This is a genomic window from Miniimonas arenae, from assembly GCF_006351005.1.
In the GTDB taxonomy this organism is placed as follows: Bacteria; Actinomycetota; Actinomycetes; order Actinomycetales; family Beutenbergiaceae; genus Miniimonas; species Miniimonas arenae.
On the sequence record NZ_VENP01000053.1, the window covers coordinates 1 to 22,133 of the forward strand.

Genomic DNA, 22,133 nt, shown 5'->3' on the forward strand with positions numbered 1-22,133 from the left:
GCAGGGCGGTGAGGTAGGTCATCAGGTCCGGGGCTGGGCGCAGGGTCACGGTGCGTTCGGTCTCGGCGCGGCGGGCGCGGCGGACAAGGGCGGCGGCGTCCAGGCGTTGCGCGAAGGTGCGGGCGCGGGCGACCAGGCGTCGGTCCCCGACGCCGCGTAGCGGTGGTCGCTGCTGATCTGCTGGTCCAGGAGGGCGCGGTCGGTGCGGGTGAGGCAGGCGCTCTCGCGGATCAGGAGCATGGCGCGCCACTCGTTGAGGCTGCCGTGGGCCAGGGCGGTGAGTGTGTGCGGCATCTCGGTGAGAAGGGCCTCGGCGGCGCCGAGGAGCTTCCCGCCGTGGTGGGGCGACTCACCTCGGGCCAGGGCGACCTGGGCTGCGACACCACGGCCGCAGTGCTTCGCGGGGACACCGGCGGCGCGCTGGCAGGCGCGTTGGGAGGAGGCCAGCTGCGCGGCCGACCTCGCCTGCGCTGCGCAGATCACGGACTTCAGCGCCTCCAGCTCAGTCAGCATGCCCACCCGCCACGCATCCACCTCCACCGCGTCGGGTCGGGTCGGGTCGAGCCCGGCGCGCTCGAGGGTTCTGTGCCCTGCTTGTTGGTGGGTGCCGCGGCCGTGCGTGCACGGCCCTCCGGCGCGTCCGCAGAACCCAACCACGTGCCCGCCAGCCAAGTCCGCCCGGTGGCGCGGGCGCTCTGCACTGAGTGGTCAGCCGACGGGCCGTGGGCTCGGTGCAGCGGGGCTCGGCCCAGCACCACAGCCCCCACGCCGCGCCGCCCGCTGCGCGAACGGGCAGCGTTCGCTGCGCCTTGGGGCCGATGCCGACCGCACCGCGCCCGGCGGAGGTGCAATGGTGCAACAGCGTCCCCGAGGAGCCGACATGCCCAGCCACGACCTCGAATCCCAGCTCCTGCCCCAGGCTGCTCCGCTGCGACACCGGCAGAGCGCGGCGCCGGAGAGCGCCTTGCGACCGGGCGCGCCGCTCGCCCCGCACGACCTGCTGAGACTCCAGCGCGAAGCCGGGAACGAGGCCGTCAGCGAGCTGGTGGCCGAGCGCTCGCCGGTGCTCGACGTCGTGGGCCGCGGTGGCGGCAGCCCCCTCGACGCCGGCATCCGGGCCGACATGGAGGGCCGCATCGGTGCCGATTTCTCCGACGTCCGCGTGCACACCGACAGCGCGGCGCACGACTCGGCACGCGCCGTCGGCGCCCGCGCCTACACGGTGGGCCACGACGTCGTCTTCCAGCGCGACGCGTTCGACCCAGGCTCGCACACCGGTCGTCTGACGCTCGCCCACGAGCTCACGCACGTCGTGCAGCAGCGCAGCGGCCCGGTCGCCGGCACGCCCAGCGCCGGGGGGATCCGCGTCAGCGACCCCGGCGACTCGTTCGAGACCGCCGCCGCCGCCAACGCCGAGCGGGTCCTCGCGCAGCCCGCCGCCGGCGAGCACACCCACGCGCACGACTCCGACACGGCGCCCGCCTCGAGCGCACCCGGCGTCCAGCTCCTCGCCGAGGAGTCCGCCGCGGGGAGCGCGGCGCCGGCTGTGCAGCGTGAGGAAGAGGAGGAGGAGCTCCAGGCCTAGCCCGGCCGCCTCAGCCAGCCTGACGCACCCCCGCACGACGGCGGGCCGCACCTCCCGGGTGCGGCCCGCCGTCGTGCGGGGCGTCAGGTCCGACCGCGGAACTCGACCTCGGCGATCGCGACGTGGGTGTCCGGCGTCGCGCGGTAGGTCTTGGCGATCTGCAGTCGGACGGCGACGACGTCGTCGACGGCGAGCGGCATGTTCTGCAGCCCGACGCTGTCCTCGAGCGGCATCGTGAACGTTTGCTGCGTCCCGGCCGACGTCGTCACCACCACCGTCAGCTCCTGCGGGCTCGCCTGCGCGAGGTACTCCTCCTCGACGTCGGACGCCCCCGGCATCACGAGCACGCGGGTGAGCCGGAACGGCTCGCCGAAGGTGAAGTCGAGGAACTGGCCCACGCCGTCGCCTGGCGCCTCGGGCTGCCAGGACAGGTTGGTCGTGCCGTCCCGGACGAGGTCGGCCGGGTGGTCCGGCGCGGCGCTGGACGCCGCGACGCCGACCGGGTTGATCGTGTCGCTGCCCGCGACCCGGTCCTGCACCGTGAGGGCGAAGCTCTCCAGCTCGGGGCGGAACGTGAACCCGACCGCGACGAGCGCCCCGATCACGAGCAGGGTCACCACGCCGCGCGTCGGGAACCGGAGACGGCGCACGTTCGGCCGGTAGCCCGCCTTCGGCGCGGCCTTCGGCTCGGGCCGCCACAGTCGCGACCACCACGAGCGCCGACCCTGCACCGCGGCGTCGACGAGGCTCGCCCCGCACCGGCGGCAGAACTTGCGCGTCGGCGCGTTGCCTGCGCCGCACGAGCCGCAGACCAGGTCGCCGGGTGACGGGGGCGGCTCGTCCGCGGCCGGCTTCGGGGGCGGGGGAGGGGTCGCGCGTGGGCGGCCGGGCCGCACCGGCGCGACGCGGCCGGTCGGAGCCGCGGTGGGCCGCACCGGAGCGACGAGCGCTGCGGCGCCCGCAGCCGCCCCGGCTGCCGCGACGGGCTTGGTCCCGGGCTTCACGCCCGACGGCGAGCCCCCCTTCGCGGGGGCCGCACCCGGGTGCACGGGGGCCGTCCCGGGCGTCGTGACGGAGCGGCGGGTCGGCGCCGGCGCCGGCGCCGCCTGCTCGGCGGGTCTCGCGGGCGCTGCGGCGTCCGCGACCCCACGCCGGGACGCGCGTGCGGGCGCGGCGTGGGTCAGGGTTTCGTGGTCCGCCGGCGGGCCATCGAGCTCGGGCACGACGGCGAGCTCGGGTTCGCTCCTCGTCTCGCCGCTGCCGGGGGCGGGGGTGTCCGGGACGGGCGACCCGGCGCTCCTGGGTGTGCCGTCGCTCCGTGCGGGGGCGGTGGCGGCGGCGAGCGGGGCGGTCGCGGGCGCCGCGGAGGAGTGCGCGCCGTTCGTCGTGACGGCAGCTGTGGCGAGGAGGCCGTCCTCCGGCTGGTGCTCGAGCGACGACGCGTCGGCGGTCGCGTTGTCGGTCTCGTCGACGTCCACCCCGCCGTCGTTGCCGGGCTCCTCGAGGGGGGCCGCTTCGTCGTCGCCCGCCTCATCGACGTACGGCTCGTCGTCGCCGGTCTCGCCCGCCTCCGCGGCGTACGGCTCGCCGTCGTCGGTCTCGCCCGCCTCATCGGCGTACGGCTCGTCGTCGCCGGTCTCGCCCGCCTCATCGGCGTACGGCTGCTGGGCGTACGGCTCGCCGTCGTCGGCACCCCCTACCTCGCCGGCCTCCCCGCCCGCCTCCTGGGACCACTCGAGGAAGGCCCCGCACCCCCCGCAGAACCGCTCGTCCGGCTCGTTGCGGAACCCGCACTCGACGCACACGTTCACTGGTCCACCTCCTGGATCTCGCACGTGTGCGGCACGTGCGCCGGTTTGACGTTCCCCACCACGGCGTCGAGGCCGCGCACGTCCACGGCCGAGGCGTCCGCGACCCGCACGAGCACGTGCAGCCACGGCCGCGCGTCGCCCGGCGGGGTGGTGCCCGGTGTCAGCGACGCCACGACGCCGCCGGACTCGGTGACCTCGACCTCGCCGTCGACGACCAGCTGGACGGCCTCGCGCACACCGCGCACGGTGCCTCGCCAGCGGTGCACGCTCGCCATCGAGGCGATCACGGTGCGCGTGCGTTCGGTGCTCCACCGCTCGTCCGGCTCGAGCCCGACCCAGCCGGTGAGCCACTGCAGGAAGTCGTCGGGGGCCAGCGCCGGGTCGACGTAGGCCTGCAGGCAGTCCAGCGTCGAGTACACGGGCGCGAAGGTCTGGTCGAAGGCCGAGGCGAACCGCACGAACAGGTCGTCGTCCAGGAGCACGCCGGGCAGGCGCGTCGCCACGGGCACCGCGCTGATGAGGTCGGGGACCGCGCCGCGCATCTCAGCCCCTCCCCACCCGGACCTGGTGCCGGAACGAGAAGACGAGGCCGTGCGGGTCGAGGTCGAGGCGCTGCACCGGCTCGCTGCGCTTGCCGGTGAGCGGGTCGGCCGCGAACAGGCGCACGTCGTCCACGAGCTCGGTCCCGGGCAGACGCTGCAGCACCGCGAAGATCTCCCCGACCTGCAGTGGACGCCCGAAGGGCCAGCCGGTCCCGGCGGGCCCGCCGCGCAGCGGGTCGAGGTACCGGTTGAGCGCGGCGACCGCCTCGGCCTCCAGCAGCGCGGGCGCGGCCCGGAGCGTGGCCGTGAGCCGCGCGACCACCGTGACGCCCTGGTAGGTGGGCGGCTCGACGACGATCCGCGCCCCGACCGTGCGCCGCTCCTCGAGGGACGCGGCGATCGCCTCGACGGCGTCCGCGGGCGGCACCATGTCCTCGAACCGCAGCACGCCCTGCGCGTCGGTGACCGCGGACGGCACGACCAGTACGCGCACCGTGCCGATGTCGTCGCCCTCGGCCGGCGTGTACGCGTGCACCCGGGCGATCTGCGGGGCGGCCTGCAGCGCGAGGTGCTCGATGTCCTCGACGGTGACGGCGCGGTCACGGGTGCGCAGCGCGAGCGGCCCCCGCAGCCGAGCCTCGTCGACCGTCTCGGCCGCGACGCCGCCGTGCGCCGGCCACGGGTTCTCCACCCGGGCGACGAACGGTACGGGCGTGCGCAGCACCGTGACGGCCCCCTCGGCGACGTTCCCGGCGACGCCACCGCCCGTGCGGTACGCGGGCAGCCGCAGCGGCGCGCCCTTGGGCGGCACGGCGCCGCACCGCCGCAACGTGCCGTCCGGCTCACGCACCGCCGGCGCGAGCTCGACCACCCCGGCGGCGCGGTCGACGCGGAAGACGCGATCCTCGCCGTCGTGCCCCGCGAAGCTCTCGACCTCCTGCCACGCGTCCCAGCCGTGCCCCGCCGCCACCTCCAGCACGAGGGGCGGGCCGGCCACGACGGGGGCGTGCTGGAGCGCGAACCGCTGGCCGGGCACGCCCTCGGAGAGGCCGACGACCTCGTCGGCGACGGTCCGGGCGTGCACCGCGGGCACGCAACCTCCGACGGTGGCGGCGCTCGCCGTGCGCAGCACGGGTGCGCGGGTGTATCCCGGGTAGCCGGGCTCGGGCTCGACGACGCGGCAGCGCACCCAGCCCGCGCGCACCTGGGAGATCACCGAGGCGGTGTGCTCGGCCGGCAGGAGGAGCACGACGTCGCCGGTGCGGTTGAGGCCGCCCGTCCCGTCAACGACGACCTCGCACGGCGTCCAGTCCTTGCCGGTCCAGCCCTCCCAGACGAGCGGCGGGTAGCGCGGGTCGACCCCGACGCCCTGCACCTCGCAGCCCAGCCGGAACGACACGAGCAGGCTGCCGGCGGCGTGGTCGAGGCCGAGGAGCAGCGCGTCGCCGATCGCGGGCTCGTGCGCGAAGCACGGCACCGGGTGCTCGGCGTGGACCTCCTGCACGACGGCGGACTCACCCGCACGGTGCACCATCACCGTGGTCAGGGCGCGGGGCGCGATGACGAGGTCCTGCGTGGTCGCGAAGACGACGACGTCCTCGGGGTCGCCACCCGTGGCGACCTCGGACCGGGCGGGCAGCACGACGTCGTCGGGCTGGGGTGCCGAGAGCCAGGCGTACAGCTCCGCGCGTGCCGCGGTCGCCGGGTGCAGGCGCACCCCGAGCAGCTCGAGGAACTGCACGTACAGGCGGTCCGGCACCCGGTTGAGCCGGTAGAACAGCTCGTCCGCCATCATGGCGACGGTCTCGATGAGGGTGACGCCCGGGTCGGAGACGTTGTGGTCGGTCCACTCGGGGCACCGCTGCTGCACCATCCGCTTGGCGTCGTCCACCAGGTCCTGGAACCGGCGGTCGTCCAGGTTGGGCGTGGGGATCACGGGGCACCTCCGGCGCGCGGGGACGAGGTCGAGGGGGACTCGGGGCCGCCCTCACTGGGGATCGTGTAGAAGGGGAAGACGAGGTTGCGGGGGTCGTTTGTGCCGCGCACGGTGTAGCGGATCTCGATGAGGAGCACGCCCTCGCTCGCCCGCTCGAGGCTCACGACGACGTCGTCCACCTCGATCCGCGGCTCCCACCACTCCAGCGCGGTCCGCACCGTGCGGGCGATCGAGCCGGCCGTCGAGGCGTCGGCGGGCGCGAACACGAACTCGTGCACGCCGCACCCGAACTCGGGGCGCATGGGTCGCTCGCCTGGCGCGGTCGCGAGGATGAGGTGGATCGCCTCCTCGATCTCCCGCGTGTCGTGGGACAGCGCCAGCCGCCCTGTCGCGTCCGTGCGCAGCGGGAAGCTCCAGCCGGCTCCGACGAACTCGCGCGCCATCTCCCGCCCCCTCAGTTGATCTTCACGAGCGTGCCGCGGACGGTGGTCACGCCGGAGGAGGACAGCTCGGCGGTCCCCGTGCCGGCCACCTTGACGCTCGGCGCGGACGCCTCGACGGCGGCCTGACCGGTGATCGCGACCTTCGCGCCCTTGAGCGTGAGGTTCTGCGTCGCCTCGAGCGCGATGTTCATGCCCTTCACCGAGACGTCCGAGGTCGCCTTCACGACCACCTTCGCCTCCGACGTGAGAGTGGCGTCCTGCTTGGCGGTGATCTCGAGCGTGCCGTCGGTGACCACCTGGATGCCGCGGGGCGAGGTGCTCAGGATGATGGCGTCCTTCTCGCCCTTGAGGGCCACGACGACGCGCTCCTTGCCCTCCTGCTCCTCCAGGCGCACCGTCGTGCCCGAACGGGACACGAGCCCGGTCCGCACGACCTTGCCGCCGGAGACCGTCTCGGTGGCCGCCCACGGCGGGGCGTCCTTGCCGTTGTAGAGCCCGCCGATCACCCACGGCGGCGCGAGCGGGTCGGCAGGCAGGACGGCGAGCACGAGGTCGTTCACCTCGGGCGTGATCGTGAGTCCGCGTCTGCTGCCCGCGCCCGCGGACACCACGTCGGCCCAGCCCGTCTCGGTCCGGTCGGAGATGGTCGGCAGCTTGACGCGGACCCGCCCGAGCTTTCCCTCGCCGTCGTCGTTGTTCGTCACGACGGCGGGCATCGCCCGCAGCGCGCCGGCGGAGGACCCCGAGCCACCGGACCCCCCACCCCCGCGGGGGCCGGTCACGCCCCACGTGCTGCGGTCGGCGGTGCCGGACACCCGGAACTCGCAGGTGTACCCCTCCACGGACCCGTCGAAGCGGTGGACCACCGTGCTCAGCACGTAGGCGCCGTCGAAGGGCGCACCCAGCCCCGTGAGGGTCGCGACCGTGCCGGCCTTGAGCGCCGGGTTCCCCGTCGCGGTGCCGTCGATCTCGGCGAACGACTCCCCGAGCCGGTCCGCGAGCAGCGCGGCGCGCGACTTCACGAGCGACGCGGTGGACAGGTGCGGCGCCGAGACGAGGGTCGGCGAGGCGCTCGTCCTCCCGGCGAGCGGGCCCGGGGTGAGCGAGGTCGCGACTCCCTTCGCGGACACCGACGCCGTGCCCACCGTCGCTGCCTTCGTCGTCGGCGACCACCCCCGCACCTCCACCGAGGGGACCAGGCCGGACGCGGTGCTCGTGACGTGCACCCGCAGCAGGTTGGCGCCGCGCTCGAGCACCGTCGGGTCGTCCCGCGCCCCGGCGGTGGCGGGTCCGCTCGCCGTCGTGGGCGCACGGAGCACGACGGCGTTGCCGCGCGAGGCGACCTCCAGCCCGCACACGTCGGCGAGCTGGTGCAGCAGCTCCCAGTCGCTCTGATCCGTCTGGAGGACGTGCTCGAGCACCGCGGAGGCCCCGGTGGCGTCGACGGTGAGTCCGCACGCGCCCGCGAGCTTGCCCGCGATGTCGGCGAGGGTCATCTTCTGGAACGCCGCCGGCTCGCCGTGCCGCATGAGTCGGTGGGTCAGCTCGTACCCCCGCACCACGGTCACCGAGCCCTCCGGGCCGATCTCCGCCTCGAGGCTGACGACCTCGACCTTGTCCACGAGCGTGACCGGTGCCGACGTCTCGTTCGTCTGCACCTGGACGCGCAGCTGGGACCCGACCTTGAGCCTCGTCGCCCCGATGACGGTCCGGTCCTCGTCGGCGAAGGTCAGCTCGACCAGGGCGGGCAGGGTGCGGCTGGTCTCGACGAGAACGGCGAGGAGGTGCTCACGCACCTGGTCGCCGAGGGAGGACCCGTCCACCGTGACGAGCGGCCGCGCCGTGACGATCTGGTTCGGCACGCCGTCACCCCCGACCAGCAGCGGAGGAGTCGGCGGCGGCCGTCCCGGCGCCCGCCCAGCCGGGCCCGGCGCCCGCCGCGGCCGAGTCGCCCGGCCGGTCGGCCAGGTGGGCGGCGAGCGGCAGGAGCAGACGGCGCCCCGTCGGGACGCGGGTCGGGTCGTCGATGCCGTTGACCCGGGCCACGTCACGCCACCGCGCGGGATCGCCGTACTCGGCGTACGCGATCGCCTGGAGGCTGTCGCCCTCGACGACGACGTGCTCGCGGTGCGGGACGAGCGTGCCGGACGTGGGGTTCTGCCGGGGCGGCGCCGTCGCGATCTCCTCGAGGGTGACGGTGACGACGGCGCGGATCGGCAGGCCAGCACCCGTGAAGAGCGTGTACTTGGCCTGGACGCTGGACAGGTAGGCGTAGAAGCTGGTGATCCCGCCCCACTGGAACTGCACCCACATGGGGTTGTTCTTCCCGGCGGCCGCAGACTGCGCCGTCGGCACGCAGCACGCGAAGAGCTTCTCGACCGTCTTGACGACCGACCCGGTGCGCTTCTCCGCGTCGTCGAGGAACATCTCGAGGGTGAGCTTGGAGGGCTTGGGCCCCTTGTACTGCGGCGGACTGGCGTTCGCCGAGCCCTGCGCGTCGCGGCGCTCCCAGTTCGCCTCCTTGGCCATGACGAGCTCCTTGGGATTGAACTGGAACGCGACCTCGCCGACCTTGCCGCCCGGCTTCGCCGTGGTGCCACGGGCGGGGGGCTCGAACAGCAGGAGCGTCGCGGCGGTCCGCGTGCTTGTCGCGGACGCCGCCGTGGAGCCGCCCTGCAGGCCCGGGGTCACGCTCCACCCCCGCTGAACCCGTGGTGGGCGATCTCGAGCTGCTCGGTGAGCACCTTCGTGCCGTCGGACTGCAGCTGCGGACCCGTCCACCGCACCGGCACCACCCCCGCGAGCGACCACGACGCGATCGTCGTGCCGTCGACCGCGGTGACGACGATCTGGCACGTGGTGCGCGTGTACCCGTTCGCGACCGAGGACACCCAGGCCGCCACCTTCGCCGAGCCAGCGCCCAGGGGCCGGGAGAGCTTGATGTTGGGGTACTTCACGCGGGTGGGCAGCTGGTGCACGAACCCGTTCGTGCCGCCCTCCTCGCGGGTCTCGATCACGACCTCGACGCCGAGGCCGTCGCACGTGGAGAACGCGCCGAGGTCCGCGCCGTCGACCGTGACGCGGTACTGCACCCCGACGGCGGTCCGGGTCTCCTCCAGGACGGTCATCGTCGGCTCCCTTCCCTCGAGTGATGGCTCACACGTCGGCCCGCCAGGCGTGGCGCTCGCGGCCGATCAGGACGTCGCGGCGCACCTGGCGCAGCATCGGCGCGGCGAGCCGTTTCGCGAGCGCGTCGAGCTGCGCACCGTCGAGCGCCTCCAGGGCGGCGGCGGCTCCGGCCGCACCGGTGGTGGGACCGGTGGCGCTCGTCGGTGCACCGCCGGCCGCCGTGCCCGACCCCTGCCGGCTGCCCGCCGCCGGGGCGACGTTGCGCGGGTCCGCCACCGGCGCGACCGGGGTGACGTCGCCGCTCGGGGCCGCGGCCTGCGCCGCGGCGGGCAGGGCGAGCGCGGCGGGAGCCGCCCCGGGCATGCTCGCGGGAGCCGGCAGGTCGACGGCGGGAAGCGCGACGGCGGGCATGCTCGCCGGCGCGGGCAGGTCCACCGCCGGGTACTCGACCGCAGGAACAGCGGCCGGGATGGGGAGGTACCCGTCGTGCAGCGGACCCCAGTCGTCGGCGATCGCCCGCGCCACGACCGGACCGAAGGCGCGCGCCACGGCGGGTTCGCTCGCGGCCGCCAGACCCGTGCCCGACGGCGAACCCGCACGTTGCGCGGTCGCCCCGCCGTGGGCGGTGGTCGCGGAGCGCGCGGGCGCGGGCGCATCCGGGGGTGCGAGCGGCACGCTGACCGGCAGGGCCGTCGGCACCGCGCGGACCACGGGTCCGGTGCTGCGCTGCACCGTCCGACCGGGGGTCCTGGCGCTCGCCGTCGTGCGGGGAGCCGGCACGAGGGGCGTGCTCACACCGGACTCGAGGCGGCGGTTCCCGACCAGCGAGACGACGGGCGCGGGTGCCGCAGCGGGAGCCACGGACGCAGCTTCAGCCGAGTCCGCGGATGTGAAGCGCCGGGTGTCCGGACCGTCGGTCGACCCTGCTGTGCTCGTTCCGGCCGCTCGTGGCACGGGCAGGTCGGCGTGGTGGGTGGCGACGAAGGCCGGCGAGGACGTCGCCTCGGGCCCGGGGACGGCGAGGGCTGCCACCGTCGCCGGCAGCGCCGTGTCCGCCAGCAGGCCAGGCGTGCCCGTCATGCGTGCCTCGACAGCGGCATCCGGCTCGGCTGCCGCGTCGGCCGCGGTGCTGTCGGCGCCCACGCGTCGCGCGACGGGCAGCGGGCTCGCCTCGGCGAGGCCGGACGCGGCGCCCGACGCCGCGTCGTCACCCACGAGCCGCTGGACGCTGCCGAGGGATGCGGAGTCGGCGACCAGCGGTGCGGATGCCTCGGGGGTCGCCGGCTGGTCGCTGCGTCGCCCGCCGTCGGCGGTTCCTGCGGTCTCGGCGGGTCCTGTCGTCTCGGCGGTTCCGACGGTCGCGCCGGACCTGCCGCTCGTCGCCTCGCGCGACACGACCGGCAGCTTGCCGCCTGGCGTGCTGGCCGGCGTCGGGAGCCCGCCGGCTGCCGGGGAGCTCGCGGCACCTTCCGCAGCGAGCAGGGGGCGGGTCGCATCGGGCGTGCGCTGCGCGATCGTCGGTGACGAGGCCCCCACGGTCCCGATGGCGGGCGCACCAGCGCCCGAGCCGTGGGGTGCTCCGGAGGTCGCGCCGAGGGCTGCGTCCGAGGGCGAGCCCGTGTCGGCGGCCTCGGTGGCGCGCTGGACGCCGGCCCGTGCCCCGGTTGGTGGCGCCGGAGCGGACCCCGTCGCGGACGGGGCCTGCGACGGCGTCTCGCTCCATCGGGATGGTCCGCCGGCCGGCGTGGCCTCGCGCTGCACCGAGGCCGGTGCCGCGGCGGTCGACGAGCGCACCGGGAGTGCCGCTCCGGACGCCGGTGAGGTGAGCGGAGCCGGTGTCGAGGACGACGTCGCCCGCGCGAGCACCCCGGCGCCGGTGAGCGCTGCCACCGACTCGTCCGCCCCCGAGAGCGTCGGAGTCGGCGAGACAGCCGACACGGCGGACGAGGGCGTGCCTGGTGTCCCGGTGGTTCCCATCGAGCCCGGCGTCTCCGACGACCCCGACGCCCCCGGCGTCACCGCAGACGAGGTGGACTCGGGCGACTCGGACGCGCCGGGCGCCTGCGTCGACCTCGACACCGACGGCACCGAGTCCGACGCAACAGAAGGCGGTGGCGCCGATGCCGGCGGTGCGGACGCGGGCGGTGTGGATGGCAGCGGGCTGGACCCGGACGGGGTTGACCCCGCCGGGGTGGACACGGACGGGCTGAACCCGGACGGGCTGGACACCGACAGGGTCGACGCCGACCCCGGCCCGGCCGGCCGGGTGGCCTCCGCGAGCCGAGAGACCGGCAGCGGCGCCGACGGCGGCGTACCTGCACCCCGCGGGGTTCCCACCGGGGAGACGGACGAGGTCAGTGGTGCCGGCGCGGCCGTCGCTGTCGGCCCGGCCGGTGACGACGGCAGGGCCGGCGAGGTCCACGAGCTCGACGACACCGGCGAGGTCGGCGCCGGCGCCGACGCCGACGCCGAAGCCGAAGCCGCGCGCAGGTTCCCTCGACCGCGGGGGGGACCGCCGGGTGCGGCGAGCGGCGTCTCGCTCGCCACGGTGCGCTGGAGCGGTGCGCCCAGCCCCAGACGGGTGGACCTCCGCACGGCGTGGGTGCCCATGTCCGTGGAAGCGCTTGCGTCCGCAGCGGCAGACACGGCTCGCTCGGCCGGGAGGCTCGCGCCCAGCACGGGGACGACGGTGGCGCCCTGCTCGTCCAGGTCCTGGCCGAGCGGGCCGGGCTCGGCGCGCCGGCCCCCGGGCGTCGGGTCCGTGGCGCTCGTCGGGCTCGACGCACCGATGGGCGCCCCAAGTCCCAGCTCGGGCAGCCCCGACGCGGCGTGCGTCGGTGCGCCGGCAGGCGTGGGCTCCGGGGCGTCCAGTGCCGACGTCGCGAGCGTCGGGGCTGAGGTGGGGCTCGGGGCGGGACTCGGGGTCTGGCTGGGGGTGGCGGGCTCGGTCCCGGCCGAGACCGCGCGAGCGACGAGCGGCAGGTCGCCGGCCGGCGGAGGGGCGACGGCCGCCGGGTCGGGTGCCAGGGCCCTCGTCGCGAGGACGGGCAGACCCACGGGTCGGTCGGCGAGGCGCGTGAGGCTCGTGCCCCCGACGGACAGCGGGCCCTGCCTCGCCGCCTCGCGGGCCGAGCGTCGGGGCAGGTTCGCTCCTGCGACGGGCGTCGGCCGCGGCACCACCGGGAGCGTCTGGAGCGCGCGCTGCGCGGTCGGCGCCGCTGGCCGGACGCCGGACGCGAGCGCCGACCGGGACGCCGACGCAGCCGAAGCGGCCGACGACAGCCCCGGCGACAGCCCGTCCGACGTCAGCACCCCCGACGAGGAGAGCGCGGCCGAGGACGTCAGCCCCGCGGACGTCGCTCCGGCACCCCGCCCGCCGTTCTCGACGTCCCCGACGTCGGTGAGCCGGCCACCCAGCGTCCCGTCGCCGTCGATGACGCCACCGACCTCGGAGGTCACGACGTGCCCCAGCGACGTGAGGAACGTCGGCGGCTGCCAGGTGCTGATCCGCTCTCCGGTGCTCGTGAGACCGAGCACGTCGGGCATCGCGCCGATCGTGCGCTGCAGCGGTGCGTGGAACGCCCAGCCCCGGGGAGCAGGCGCCGGCGCCGGGGAGCCCACCGACCCGGCCCGGCCCGGACCACCCGCGGACGCGACGGGCGCAGCGTCGGCGATGCTCGCCGTCGTGCCCTGGTCGGCGTGCGCCGCCGCGCTCGGCTCAGCTCCTGCGCCGCTCGCCGCCCGGCTCCACGGCCACCGCACGGCTCAGTCCTCGCCGCTGATGCGGCGGTTGAGCGCCGCGATCTGAGCCACGTACCGCGCCCGGTCCGGGTGCTCGAGGTCGAGGATGTCCGCCAGGGGCCAGTGGAAGTGGTACGCCACGTACGCGACCTCCTCGTACAGACGGTCGGGCGCGTACGTCACGATTCCCCCAGGCGCCCACCCGAGATGTCCACGGTGAAGTGCTGCTGGCAGGACGGGCAGACGACGGCGGCGTGCGTGTGCCCCTCGGCGTTGATGCGGCGGTAGAGGTCCTGCAGGAACGCCACGTCGGAGGCGAACATGCTCTCCACCACCTGGGAGGTCACCGAGGGCAGCGTGCCGAGCTCGGTGATCACCCGGCTCAGCAGCACGACCGTGGTGAACGCGGGGTTCTCCTGGACCCGGGCGTCGTAGAGCGGCAGCAGCTCGTCGCGCGCCGTGGCGAGCCGCATCGTGCCGACCCGGTGGAGCACGCCGTCGTCGTCGAGGTAGCCGCGCGGGAGTGCGAACGCGAACTCCGTGCGCAGCGCCGGGGTGCGCTCCGGCGAGCGGTCGGAGGCGGGGGTGAGGTCGGCGGGTTCGCCGGTACTCGGCTCCGCCACCCCGAGCACCCCCGCCACCGCGCGCCTCACACGAACTCCGCCTCGTCCCAGCACACGGTGAAGGACTCCGAGAGCGCTTCGGTCGAGCCCGCCTTGAGCGTGCCGCCGAGCTCGACGTCCTTGACCCACACGTTGCGGAAGTTCATCCGCTTGAGCACCTGGTTGTCGGAGCTGTAGATCGCCACCTCGGCGGTCTTGCGCGCGTCGGCGAGCTTGCCCTCGTAGACGGTCTTGAGCCAGTCCGTCACGGTGGTGGAGTCCGTGAGGCCGCGCTTGACCTTGAACTCGCCGGCCTTCTGCCGGCCCATCATCTGGCGCGTGACGAACTTCCCGTCCTGGGCCTGCTGCTGGTAGGAGACCTTGTCCACCTCGATCTTGAGCCCGCTGATCTCCATGATGTGCGGGACCTGGATCCCGTCGATCTTGAGGCTGAACGCGTAGGCGGTCGCGAGATCGAATGCGTCGGGCAGTGCCATGGCTTTTCCTTTCCCGATGGTGGACGGTGGCTACTCGGCGACCAGGCTGGTGCCGCCGGAGAACTGCGCGAGCTGGAAGATGACGAACTCGGCCGGCTTGACCGGCGCGACGCCGACGCGGCACGTCACCTGGCCCGCGTCGATCGCCTCGGCGGGGTTGGTCTCGCGGTCGCACTGGACGTAGAACGCCTCGGCCGGCGTGAGGCCGAACAGGGCGCCCTTGCGCCACTCGTTGACGAGGAACGCGGCGATGGTGCGCCGGATGCGCGCCCAGAGTGCGTCGTCGTTCGGCTCGAAGACGACCCACTGGGTCCCGACGAGGATCGACTCCTCGAGGTAGTTGAACAGCCGGCGCACGTTGACGTAGCGCCATGCGGGGTCGGAGGACAGGGTGCGGGCGCCCCAGATCCGGATGCCGCGGCCCGGGAAGGCGCGGATGCAGTTGATGCCGACCGGGTTGAGCAGGTCGTGCTCGGCCCGGGTGATCTGGGTCTCGAGCTCGACGGCGCCGCGGATCACCTCGTTCGCGGGTGCCTTGTGCACGCCGCGCTCGTTGTCGCTGCGCGCCCACACGCCGGCGACGTGGCCCGACGGCGGCACGTACCGCGTGGAGGCGGTCGAGGGGTCGAAGACCTTGACCTCGGGCCAGTACAGCGTGGCGTACTTGGAGTCGTAGCCCGCCTCGTCGACCCGCCAGTCCTTGATCTGCTGCGCGTTGAGGCCGGGCGGCGGGTCGAGGATCGCCATCCGGTCGCCCATCAGCTCACAGTGCGCGATGATCGCCAGTTGCACCGCCTTGAACGTCTCGCGGTCGATCGCGCCCTGCTCGAGCGCGGCGACGAGGTCCGGCACCGCGACCATCGTCACGTCGTCGATGGCCTCGAGGCCGCTGAACCCGGTCCGCTCTGCGGCGTCGCCGATGTAGTCCGCGGCCGTCACCTCGTCGGCGCTCGGTGCCGGGGGAGCCTCGGGTGCCACGAGGAGCTCCGTGACGCCCTTGTCGGGCTTCATGAGCGCGCTGCCGGACGTGAGCTCCTCGACCTGCAGGATCTTGGAGTGCGTGTTCACCTTGGTGGCGACGTTGTTCTCGCCGCGCTTGGTGGTGACGTTGTCGTACCGCTCGGCCTCCTTGCCGTCGACCTGCACGATGAGGGTGAACTGGTCCTCGGGTGGGTTCTCGCCGCCGGCGTCGGCGACCTCGACGGTGACCCGCTTCGGCTTGACCGACTTGTCCTGGCTCGTGAGGCGCAGCGCGCCGACCACGGCCTGCGCGGGGCCGAGCTGCTTGGGGGCGGACTTCGCCGAGGACGACGGCGGGGCCGCGATCGCGGGCGTCGGCGTCGCCCCGATCCGCACGACGTAGCAGACGCCGCCGCCGTTCATGTAGTAGCCGTACACGGCGTGCGCGAGGTAGCTGCCCGGCACGAAGTCGCCGAACGTCTCCACGAACTGCGTCCAGTTCGCCACCAGGGTCGGCGTGTTCACCGGTCCCTTCTGGGCGAGCCCGACGAAGGCGGCGACGGAGGTCCCGACGCCCTCGATCGGCCGGGTGCCCGCCTCCACCTCCTCGACGTACACGCCGGGCGAGAGATAGGTCGGCATGGGGGGCTCCTCGTCTGCGATCGTGAACCGGTCATCCGGGCGCCTCGACGGGGTCCGCCGCGGCTGTGCCCAGCGTGCTGCCGGGGCTGGGGGCCCGGGCGGTCCGCGCGGACGCCCGTGGGGGAAGAGCGGGTGCCCGAAAGGGCGCGGGCGGCCGGGGGTCGCCGAGGAGTGGGTGCGGCGAGGTCCAGGCAGGGCGCAGAGGTGCTCAGGCTCGGTCCAGCAGGCCCCAGTACCGGCCGAACTCGTGCTCGAGGGTGAGCCGGCCGAGCTTGCGGTACTCCCGGTGCACCGCGGAGACGAGGTGCGTCATGCTCACGACGCCGCCGTCCGCGGCCGCGAGGTAGGCCGCGGTCACGCACGCGGACCGGATGGCGCCTCCCGCCATCTCGAAGGCCTCGGCGCAGAACTCGAGGTCGACGTCGCCGGCCCGGGGGATCGCCCGCCCCAGCGACCGGTCCCACAGCGCGAGGCGCTGCTCGGCGTCGGGCAGGGGAAAGTCGACGAGGACGTCGAGGCGGCGCGTGAAGGCCTCGTCGATGTTGGCGCGCAGGTTGGTCGCGAGGATGCACAGCCCGTCGAAGGACTCCATCCGCTGCAGGAGGTAGGCGCTCTCGATGTTGGCGTAGCGGTCGTGGGAGTCGCGCACCTCGGTGCGCCGGCCGAAGATCGAGTCCGCCTCGTCGAACAGGAGCACCGCGTTCACGCCCGCGGCGCCCTCGAAGATCCGCTCGAGGTTCTTCTCGGTCTCGCCGATGTACTTGTCCACCACGGTCGCGAGGTCCACGACGTACAGCTCCAGCCCGAGCTCGTGCGCCACGACCTCGGCCGACATCGTCTTGCCGGTGCCGGAGTCGCCCGCGAACAGCGCCGCGACGCCGATGCCGCGACCGCCGCCGGGCCGCATCCGCCAGTCCCCGAGCACCTGCTCGCGGAACCGCGCGCGCAGCGCGATCTCGCGCAGGGCACCCAGCACGGCGGGCGGCAGCACGAGGTCGTCCCAGCCGACGCTCGGCTCGATCCGACGCGCGAGCCGCTCCAGCGCGGTGCCGTTCTCGCCGAGGGCGCCGCGGCGCACGTGGTCGGCGGTGAGGCGGCCCTCCATCCGGGAGAGGTTGCGGGCCGTGCGCGCGGCTCGCGCGACCTGCTCCGGGCGCAGGCGGAACGGTGCCGTGGCGGCGACGGGGTCGATGGTGCCCGGTCGCCCGCCGGGCGGCAGCTCCAACGCGTCCTCCCACAGCGCCGAGCGCTCGGCCGCCGTGCTCGCCGGGACGGCGAGCTGCAGCGCGGGCGTGGCGCTCCACGCGGGGTCCCACGTGCCCGTGCCGACTGCCACCGTCTGCACGGCGGGATCCAGCAGGCGGCGCAGGACGTGCGGCGTGCCCGCGAGGGCGTCGACGTCGCAGACCACCAGCACGTCCCCGCGCAGGCGCGCCTCGCGGGCGGCGAGCGCGGCGAGCGCCCGGGGGTCCTCGGCGGCCGCGAGCGCGTGCGCGTCCACCACGAGCCCGCCCCGCCCCAGGCGCTCCAGCGCCCCGACGGCGAGCAGCCGGCCCGAGCCCGTCGGGGACTCGCGCAGGTGCACGAGCGCGACGCCTGCGCCGAGCGCGCTCGACAGGCGGCTCGAGTCGCCCCATCCGATCGGCTCGGCCGGGGCCAGCACGTCCCGCAGCGCGGCGTCGGGGGCGTCCGAGCCGAGCAGGTGGTCCACGACCCGGTCGGGCAGGCGCAGGCCTCGGCCGGGGAACGGCCGCTCGACGTCGTCCACCACCAGGAGCGCGCACGCGACGAGCGGACCGTGCTCGAGCCGGTGACGCGCCGCGGCGTTGGCCACCGACGTGCCGCACAGCGTGAGCGCGACCGCGACCGTGGGACGTCGCCGGGTGACGTCGTCGTTGAGGTATCCGAACAGCAGCTCCATCCGCGGGTCGACCTCGCAGATCAGCGCCGTCAGCAGGAGGCGCACGTCCAGCTCGGTGAGCGCGAAGGCGCGCGCGAGGCGGAGCACCCGGTCCTCCTCCTCGGGTCCGGACGCGCCCGCCCCGCCGAGACTTCCGGGGTCGACGAGCCACGCGGGCTCGCCGAGCCGGTCGGGCAGGGCCGCGGCGTCCGGCCCCTCGCGGGCGAGCAGGTGGTCGACCATCGGCTCGTCCACGTAGAGGCCGCGGAACGGGTCCTCCGGCCGAGGGTCGCCCGCCCGCCGCAGCTCGACGGCGAGCCCGACCCGGTCCTGGACGTCGAGCAGCCGCTGCAGCAGACGGTCGGTCGCGGTGCTCACGGCGCCTTCCTCCTCGGGGCGGACCGGCGCGCGGTGGTCGTGGTGCGGGTGCTCGGCGCCTCGTCCGGTGGCGACCCTGCCGCCGGCCTCGCGGTCGACCCGATCTCGGCCGCCGGGTCGGTCGCACCGGCAGCAGCGGCCGCCCCCCGCGCCAGCGCGCTCGTGGTGGGCACCGGCGCCCGGTGCCGACGGCGCACCTCGCTGCCCGCCGTCGGGACCCACCCAGGGGTGGCGCCGTCGGTGACCAGCTCCATCGGCTCGGTGACTGGCGGTGCCACGACACGGTCGGTGTCGAGGTCCGCCGGGACGGTGACCACCACGTCGATCGACGGCTTGAGCTCCCCGCCCAGCGCCGTCCAGACGTCCGCGAAGGACCGGTCCTCGGGCGGTGGCAGCCCCACCAGCATCGAGGTGCTCTGTCCCATCGAGAGCGCGAGCGCGGGCACGGCGAACCCCGGCAGCGCGTCGAACCGCACGAGGTGCTGCAGCACGGCGTCGAGCAGCCGGTGCTCGTCCTCGGGGCGCTGGGTCCATGCCGTGACGAGGTAGGAGAGCTTGAACTGCCGCGGCGGCGGGATCCGGTGCGTCACCTTGCCGTCGGCGTCTCGCGGCTCGAGCAGGCCGAGGCTGCGGCGGCGCAGGTCCTCGCGCAGGTCGTACAGGTACACGTCCACGGTCGGCGCGTTGCGGCGCGCGGCCCAGTCCTTCGTGGGCGCGTCGAGCACGACCTCGACGTCGGTGCCCTGCAGGGCGGCGCGCACCTGCGCGCGCAGCGCCTCGTCCACCTGGGTGATCACGGGCGGTCCTCCGTCAGCTGCGGAACAGGAAGTGGGGTGCGGCCACGGTCGTGGAGATCACGAGGAGGCGCGAGCGAGCGTCGCCCCACGAGGTCGGCTCGCCCGTGGCCGGGACGGCGGCGAGGTCGCGGTCGGCCAGCAGCCCGTCGGCGATGACCGGCACCGTCGCGACGAGCGTGCCGTCCTCGCGCACGGTGTACGGGCCGGGGATCGTGGTCACCCCGCGCGACCAGACGAGGTCGACCTGCGCGCCGGGCGGGAAGTACTGACCCATGGCCACCACGGGGTTGCCCGGCCGGGCCACGTCGTGCGTGATCCGCAGCTGCGCGAGGCGCAGCTCCACCGCGGCGGTGGCCGAGTCGTTCGCGGCGTCCTGCGGTGTGGCCGTCGTCGCGACGGCGCCGACGCTCACCGAGACCGGCGGCTCGACCGGGCCGACGGCGGGCGCCGGCTCGGAGCGCTCGGTCGGCGCCGCCGGGGGCACCGGCCCGACGGCGGCCACCGCGGCCGTGAGCACGACCTCGGTCCCGGGGGCGATGGTGCCGAGGGCGCACGAGCCCGACGTCGACGTGCACGCGCTCGTGCCCGGGTTGCCCGACAGGAGGAGATCGGCGGGCCACGTCGTCGCGACCGCGACGTCCACCGCCGGCGCGGTGCCCGCGTTGCGCACCGTGATCGTGGCCGTCCCGGCCTGGCCGCCGCGCCACAGCACCGGCACGGTCGCGCCGGGGACCGCCACGGGCGAGCCGAGGGCGACCGAGACTACGAGGTCCGCGGTCCCGCCGGCCGGCGTCGCGATCGTCAGCGTGACGGAGTCGTTGCCGGCGACGGCGTCGCCGGGCGGCAGCGTCGCCGCGACGATCGAGTCGCCCGCCGCCGCGCGCCGCACCGTGAGCGCGACCTCGTACGAGCTCCCGACGGCGAGCGCCGGCACCGCGCAGTCCCACCCCACCGCGGCGCTCGGGGTGCAGGTGCCCGGGTCGGTCACGGTGAGGGAGTCGGGCACGACCACGGTCACGGACGAGGCCGGCGCGTCGCCCGGTCCGGACGACGCGATGCCCACCCGCAGGGTCGTGGACTGCCCGACGGCGAGCGCGGGCTGGTCCGCGGCGAGCGTCACGCCGAGGTCGTGGCGCAGGGAGCCCTGCCACGCCGGGTCGGTCTGGTTCGTCCGGTCGTTCGTGACCCGGCGCAGCGTCGAGCCGTCCGGCGCCACCGTCCACACGTCCCGCGCGGCGTCGCGGCCCGCGAGCGCCGCGGAGAACGCGATCGCGGTGCCGTCGGGGGACCACGCGGGCTCGCCGGGGTCGCTGAGCGTGCGCAGCGCCGGGTCGACCGCCCCGACGTCGGTCTCGCCCGCGCTCGCGGCGCGCGTGAGCAGGTGCAGGTCGGCGACGGCGACGGGCACGCGCGGCGCCGCGCCGTCCCAGCCGGGCAGGTCGAGGACCGTCAGTGCGCCGCGGCCGTCGAACCGCAGCGCGGTGCCGACCGGCTGTGCGACCGTGACGTCCGCGAGCGCGAGCCTGGTCCCGTCCGGGGACCAGGTGGGGTGCCGACCGGTCACGGGTCGCGGCTGGCAGAGCACGCTGAGCGGGCAGTCGGTCGGCGGGAGCACCGTCAACGGCGCGGCCGCGAGCGTGGCGACGTCGACGAGCACGACGCCGAGCTCCTGCGGCGCGCCCGCCCACGGGTCGCGCGAGAGCGTCAGCGCGATCGTGGACCCGTCGGGGGAGAAGGCCGGATCGCGCTGGGACGTGATGCCGTCATCGGCGCCGTCCACGCCCCCGTCGGGGAGGAGCGGCGTGACGTCGCCGGTCGCGACGTCGAGCAGCATGACGCGTCCGGGCTGGTAGCCGTCGGGGGCGGCGGACGTGGCCCGGTCTTCCTCGCCACGCTGGGAGTACCGCACGAACGCGATGGTGGACGAGTCCGGGGACCACACCGGGTCGACGTCGAGGTCGTGCGGCGCGCGGTCGTAGGCGAGCACCTGCGTGCCGTCGCCGCGCCAGTCCGACACCCCGATCGCGCGCACGCGCGGTCCGCCCGGCCCGCAGTCGTAGATCTCGCCGTCGAGGCACGGCACCTCGACATCGGTCGAGAAGGCGAGCCGCTCGCCGTCGCCGGAGTAGGCGGGCTGTCGCTCGTCGAGCGCGTTCGAGCCGTCGGAGTAGAACCACTCGTCGGCCTGCACGGCACGGCGCTCGGTGAAGTCCGGGACGTGTGCGTCGTCGACGTTGCCGTCGCCGTCGGCTCCCGTGACCAGGAGGTCGGCGCTCTGCGTGGACTCTCCGTCCCACAGGCTGTCCCAGCTCGGGTGGCTCGCGGAGACCCCTGGTTCCGCGACGGCACGGTCCTGGTCGGAGTAGCGCACCACGCTGGCTCCGCTCGCGGCGTCGACACCGACGTACCAGGAGCCGACCCAGACGTCCCCGGCTTCGTCGCCGGTGGTGGACGTGAAGGCGACGTCGAGAACGGCGGCGTCGATCGCGGTGGACTCGGCGGCGTACGGCATCCACGCGGGCTCGCTCCCCTGTACCGAGGCGCCCGGGAACCCGGCGTAGCCGTCGATGACCTCGCCGTACTCGCCCTCGTCGCAGGAGTTCCACTGCTGGCAGACGAGGAAGCCCAGCGAGCCGTCGGGGCGGAAGGCCGTGGTCCGCAGCGCGATGACCGAGGCGGACCCGCCGTCGCGCGTGGACAGCGAGACTGCCGCGGGTTGGGACTCGTCGGCCGCGGTGTCGGTGAGTCGACCGGTCGTCCGCTCGGCGCTCAACGGGTCCTGCACGAGGTAGAGGTCGGCGGGCTCGCCCGGCGCGGAGCTGCCGGAGTACACGAGCGAGCCGGTGGCCGGCACCCAGGTGGGCCACGTCTGATCGCCGGGACCGCCGGCGATCGTGATGCGCTCGAGCCCCTCGCCGCACGCCGTCTCGACGTCGTCCTCGCCGAGCTCGGCGTCGCCGTACGGGATCGGACTCGCCACGACGTCCAAGCCGTCGCTCGCGGTCTGAACCGCGTAAGCCACCCACTCGTTGTCGGGCGAGACGACTGGACGCTGCTCGGGCAGCGCGTCGCACGTGATCCGGAGGTCCTCGGGTGATCGGTCGATGCCCCACCACCAGACGTAGACGTCGCCCTCGGGCGAGCCCGCCGTCGTCGTGCGCAAGCCGGTC

The 22,133-nt window shown here is 75.2% G+C and carries 17 protein-coding genes; 1 reads left to right on the forward strand and 16 read right to left on the reverse strand.

Features of this window, described 5'->3' with window-relative positions; translation table 11 throughout:
• Window positions 1-45: 45 nt before the first annotated feature.
• Window positions 46-513, reverse strand: coding sequence for a hypothetical protein (locus tag FH969_RS12075; RefSeq protein WP_139987404.1), 468 nt, complete (start codon window positions 511-513; stop codon window positions 46-48).
• A gap of 367 nt (window positions 514-880) precedes the next feature.
• Between FH969_RS12075 and FH969_RS12080 the strand changes: the two genes are divergently transcribed.
• Complete coding sequence (locus FH969_RS12080; RefSeq protein ID WP_108717593.1) at window positions 881-1,585, forward strand: eCIS core domain-containing protein; 705 nt, start codon at window positions 881-883, stop codon at window positions 1,583-1,585.
• A gap of 83 nt (window positions 1,586-1,668) precedes the next feature.
• Here FH969_RS12080 and FH969_RS12085 read toward each other — a convergent pair whose 3' ends face one another.
• The 15 genes from FH969_RS12085 to FH969_RS12155 all read right to left on the reverse strand — a co-directional run.
• Entirely contained in the window at window positions 1,669-3,396 is a 1,728-nt protein-coding gene (locus FH969_RS12085; RefSeq protein ID WP_139987405.1) for a zinc ribbon domain-containing protein, read from the reverse strand.
• Complete coding sequence (locus tag FH969_RS12090) at window positions 3,393-3,938, reverse strand: phage tail protein (protein WP_139987406.1); 546 nt, start codon at window positions 3,936-3,938, stop codon at window positions 3,393-3,395. The genes FH969_RS12085 and FH969_RS12090 overlap by 4 nt, the downstream gene beginning before the upstream one ends.
• Before the next feature lies 1 nt (window position 3,939).
• Complete coding sequence (locus FH969_RS12095) at window positions 3,940-5,874, reverse strand: putative baseplate assembly protein (protein ID WP_139987407.1); 1,935 nt, start codon at window positions 5,872-5,874, stop codon at window positions 3,940-3,942.
• Window positions 5,871-6,317, reverse strand: coding sequence for a GPW/gp25 family protein (locus FH969_RS15995; RefSeq protein ID WP_108717589.1), 447 nt, complete (start codon window positions 6,315-6,317; stop codon window positions 5,871-5,873). The genes FH969_RS12095 and FH969_RS15995 overlap by 4 nt, the downstream gene beginning before the upstream one ends.
• An 11-nt stretch (window positions 6,318-6,328) precedes the next feature.
• Window positions 6,329-8,179, reverse strand: coding sequence for a VgrG-related protein (locus tag FH969_RS12105; RefSeq protein WP_180359779.1), 1,851 nt, complete (start codon window positions 8,177-8,179; stop codon window positions 6,329-6,331).
• A 4-nt stretch (window positions 8,180-8,183) separates the two neighbouring features.
• The gene (locus tag FH969_RS15305) at window positions 8,184-9,008 is read right to left on the reverse strand and encodes a CIS tube protein (protein WP_180359780.1); all 825 of its coding nucleotides are present in this window, start codon (window positions 9,006-9,008) and stop codon (window positions 8,184-8,186) included.
• Window positions 9,005-9,445 carry a phage tail protein gene (locus FH969_RS12110; protein ID WP_139987409.1) on the reverse strand — a complete coding sequence of 147 codons (441 nt, stop codon included), beginning with the start codon at window positions 9,443-9,445 and terminating at the stop codon, window positions 9,005-9,007. Before FH969_RS12110 ends, FH969_RS15305 begins: the two co-directional genes overlap by 4 nt.
• Before the next feature lie 28 nt (window positions 9,446-9,473).
• Window positions 9,474-13,208 (reverse strand): hypothetical protein, encoded by a 3,735-nt coding sequence (locus FH969_RS15310; RefSeq protein ID WP_180359781.1) that lies wholly within the window; start codon window positions 13,206-13,208, stop codon window positions 9,474-9,476.
• A 3-nt stretch (window positions 13,209-13,211) separates the two neighbouring features.
• Window positions 13,212-13,370, reverse strand: coding sequence for a DUF6760 family protein (locus tag FH969_RS12125; protein ID WP_108717582.1), 159 nt, complete (start codon window positions 13,368-13,370; stop codon window positions 13,212-13,214).
• Entirely contained in the window at window positions 13,367-13,810 is a 444-nt protein-coding gene (locus FH969_RS12130; RefSeq protein WP_246071916.1) for a hypothetical protein, read from the reverse strand. Before FH969_RS12130 ends, FH969_RS12125 begins: the two co-directional genes overlap by 4 nt.
• Window positions 13,811-13,836: 26 nt before the next feature.
• Entirely contained in the window at window positions 13,837-14,286 is a 450-nt protein-coding gene (locus tag FH969_RS12135; protein ID WP_108717581.1) for a phage tail protein, read from the reverse strand.
• A gap of 30 nt (window positions 14,287-14,316) precedes the next feature.
• The gene (locus tag FH969_RS12140; RefSeq protein WP_108717580.1) at window positions 14,317-15,888 is read right to left on the reverse strand and encodes a phage tail sheath family protein; all 1,572 of its coding nucleotides are present in this window, start codon (window positions 15,886-15,888) and stop codon (window positions 14,317-14,319) included.
• A gap of 208 nt (window positions 15,889-16,096) precedes the next feature.
• Window positions 16,097-18,166, reverse strand: coding sequence for an ATP-binding protein (locus FH969_RS12145; RefSeq protein WP_139987412.1), 2,070 nt, complete (start codon window positions 18,164-18,166; stop codon window positions 16,097-16,099).
• Window positions 18,163-18,963, reverse strand: a complete 801-nt coding sequence (locus FH969_RS12150) for a Pvc16 family protein (protein ID WP_139987413.1) — start codon at window positions 18,961-18,963, stop codon at window positions 18,163-18,165. The genes FH969_RS12145 and FH969_RS12150 overlap by 4 nt, the downstream gene beginning before the upstream one ends.
• Before the next feature lie 13 nt (window positions 18,964-18,976).
• On the reverse strand, window positions 18,977-22,133 hold a 3,157-nt coding region (locus FH969_RS12155; RefSeq protein WP_180359782.1), incomplete at its 5' end, for a DUF11 domain-containing protein.

Bases quoted from the DNA above. Each gene is read 5' to 3' on its own strand.
- FH969_RS12075 (WP_139987404.1), bottom strand. From the start codon at position 513: ATGCTGACTGAGCTGGAGGCGCTGAAGTCCGTGATCTGCGCAGCGCAG.
- FH969_RS12080 (WP_108717593.1), top strand. From the start codon at position 881: ATGCCCAGCCACGACCTCGAATCCCAGCTCCTGCCCCAGGCTGCTCCG.
- FH969_RS12090 (WP_139987406.1), bottom strand. From the start codon at position 3,938: ATGCGCGGCGCGGTCCCCGACCTCATCAGCGCGGTGCCCGTGGCGACG.
- FH969_RS15995 (WP_108717589.1), bottom strand. From the start codon at position 6,317: ATGGCGCGCGAGTTCGTCGGAGCCGGCTGGAGCTTCCCGCTGCGCACG.
- FH969_RS12110 (WP_139987409.1), bottom strand. From the start codon at position 9,445: ATGACCGTCCTGGAGGAGACCCGGACCGCCGTCGGGGTGCAGTACCGC.
- FH969_RS12135 (WP_108717581.1), bottom strand. From the start codon at position 14,286: ATGGCACTGCCCGACGCATTCGATCTCGCGACCGCCTACGCGTTCAGC.
- FH969_RS12140 (WP_108717580.1), bottom strand. From the start codon at position 15,888: ATGCCGACCTATCTCTCGCCCGGCGTGTACGTCGAGGAGGTGGAGGCG.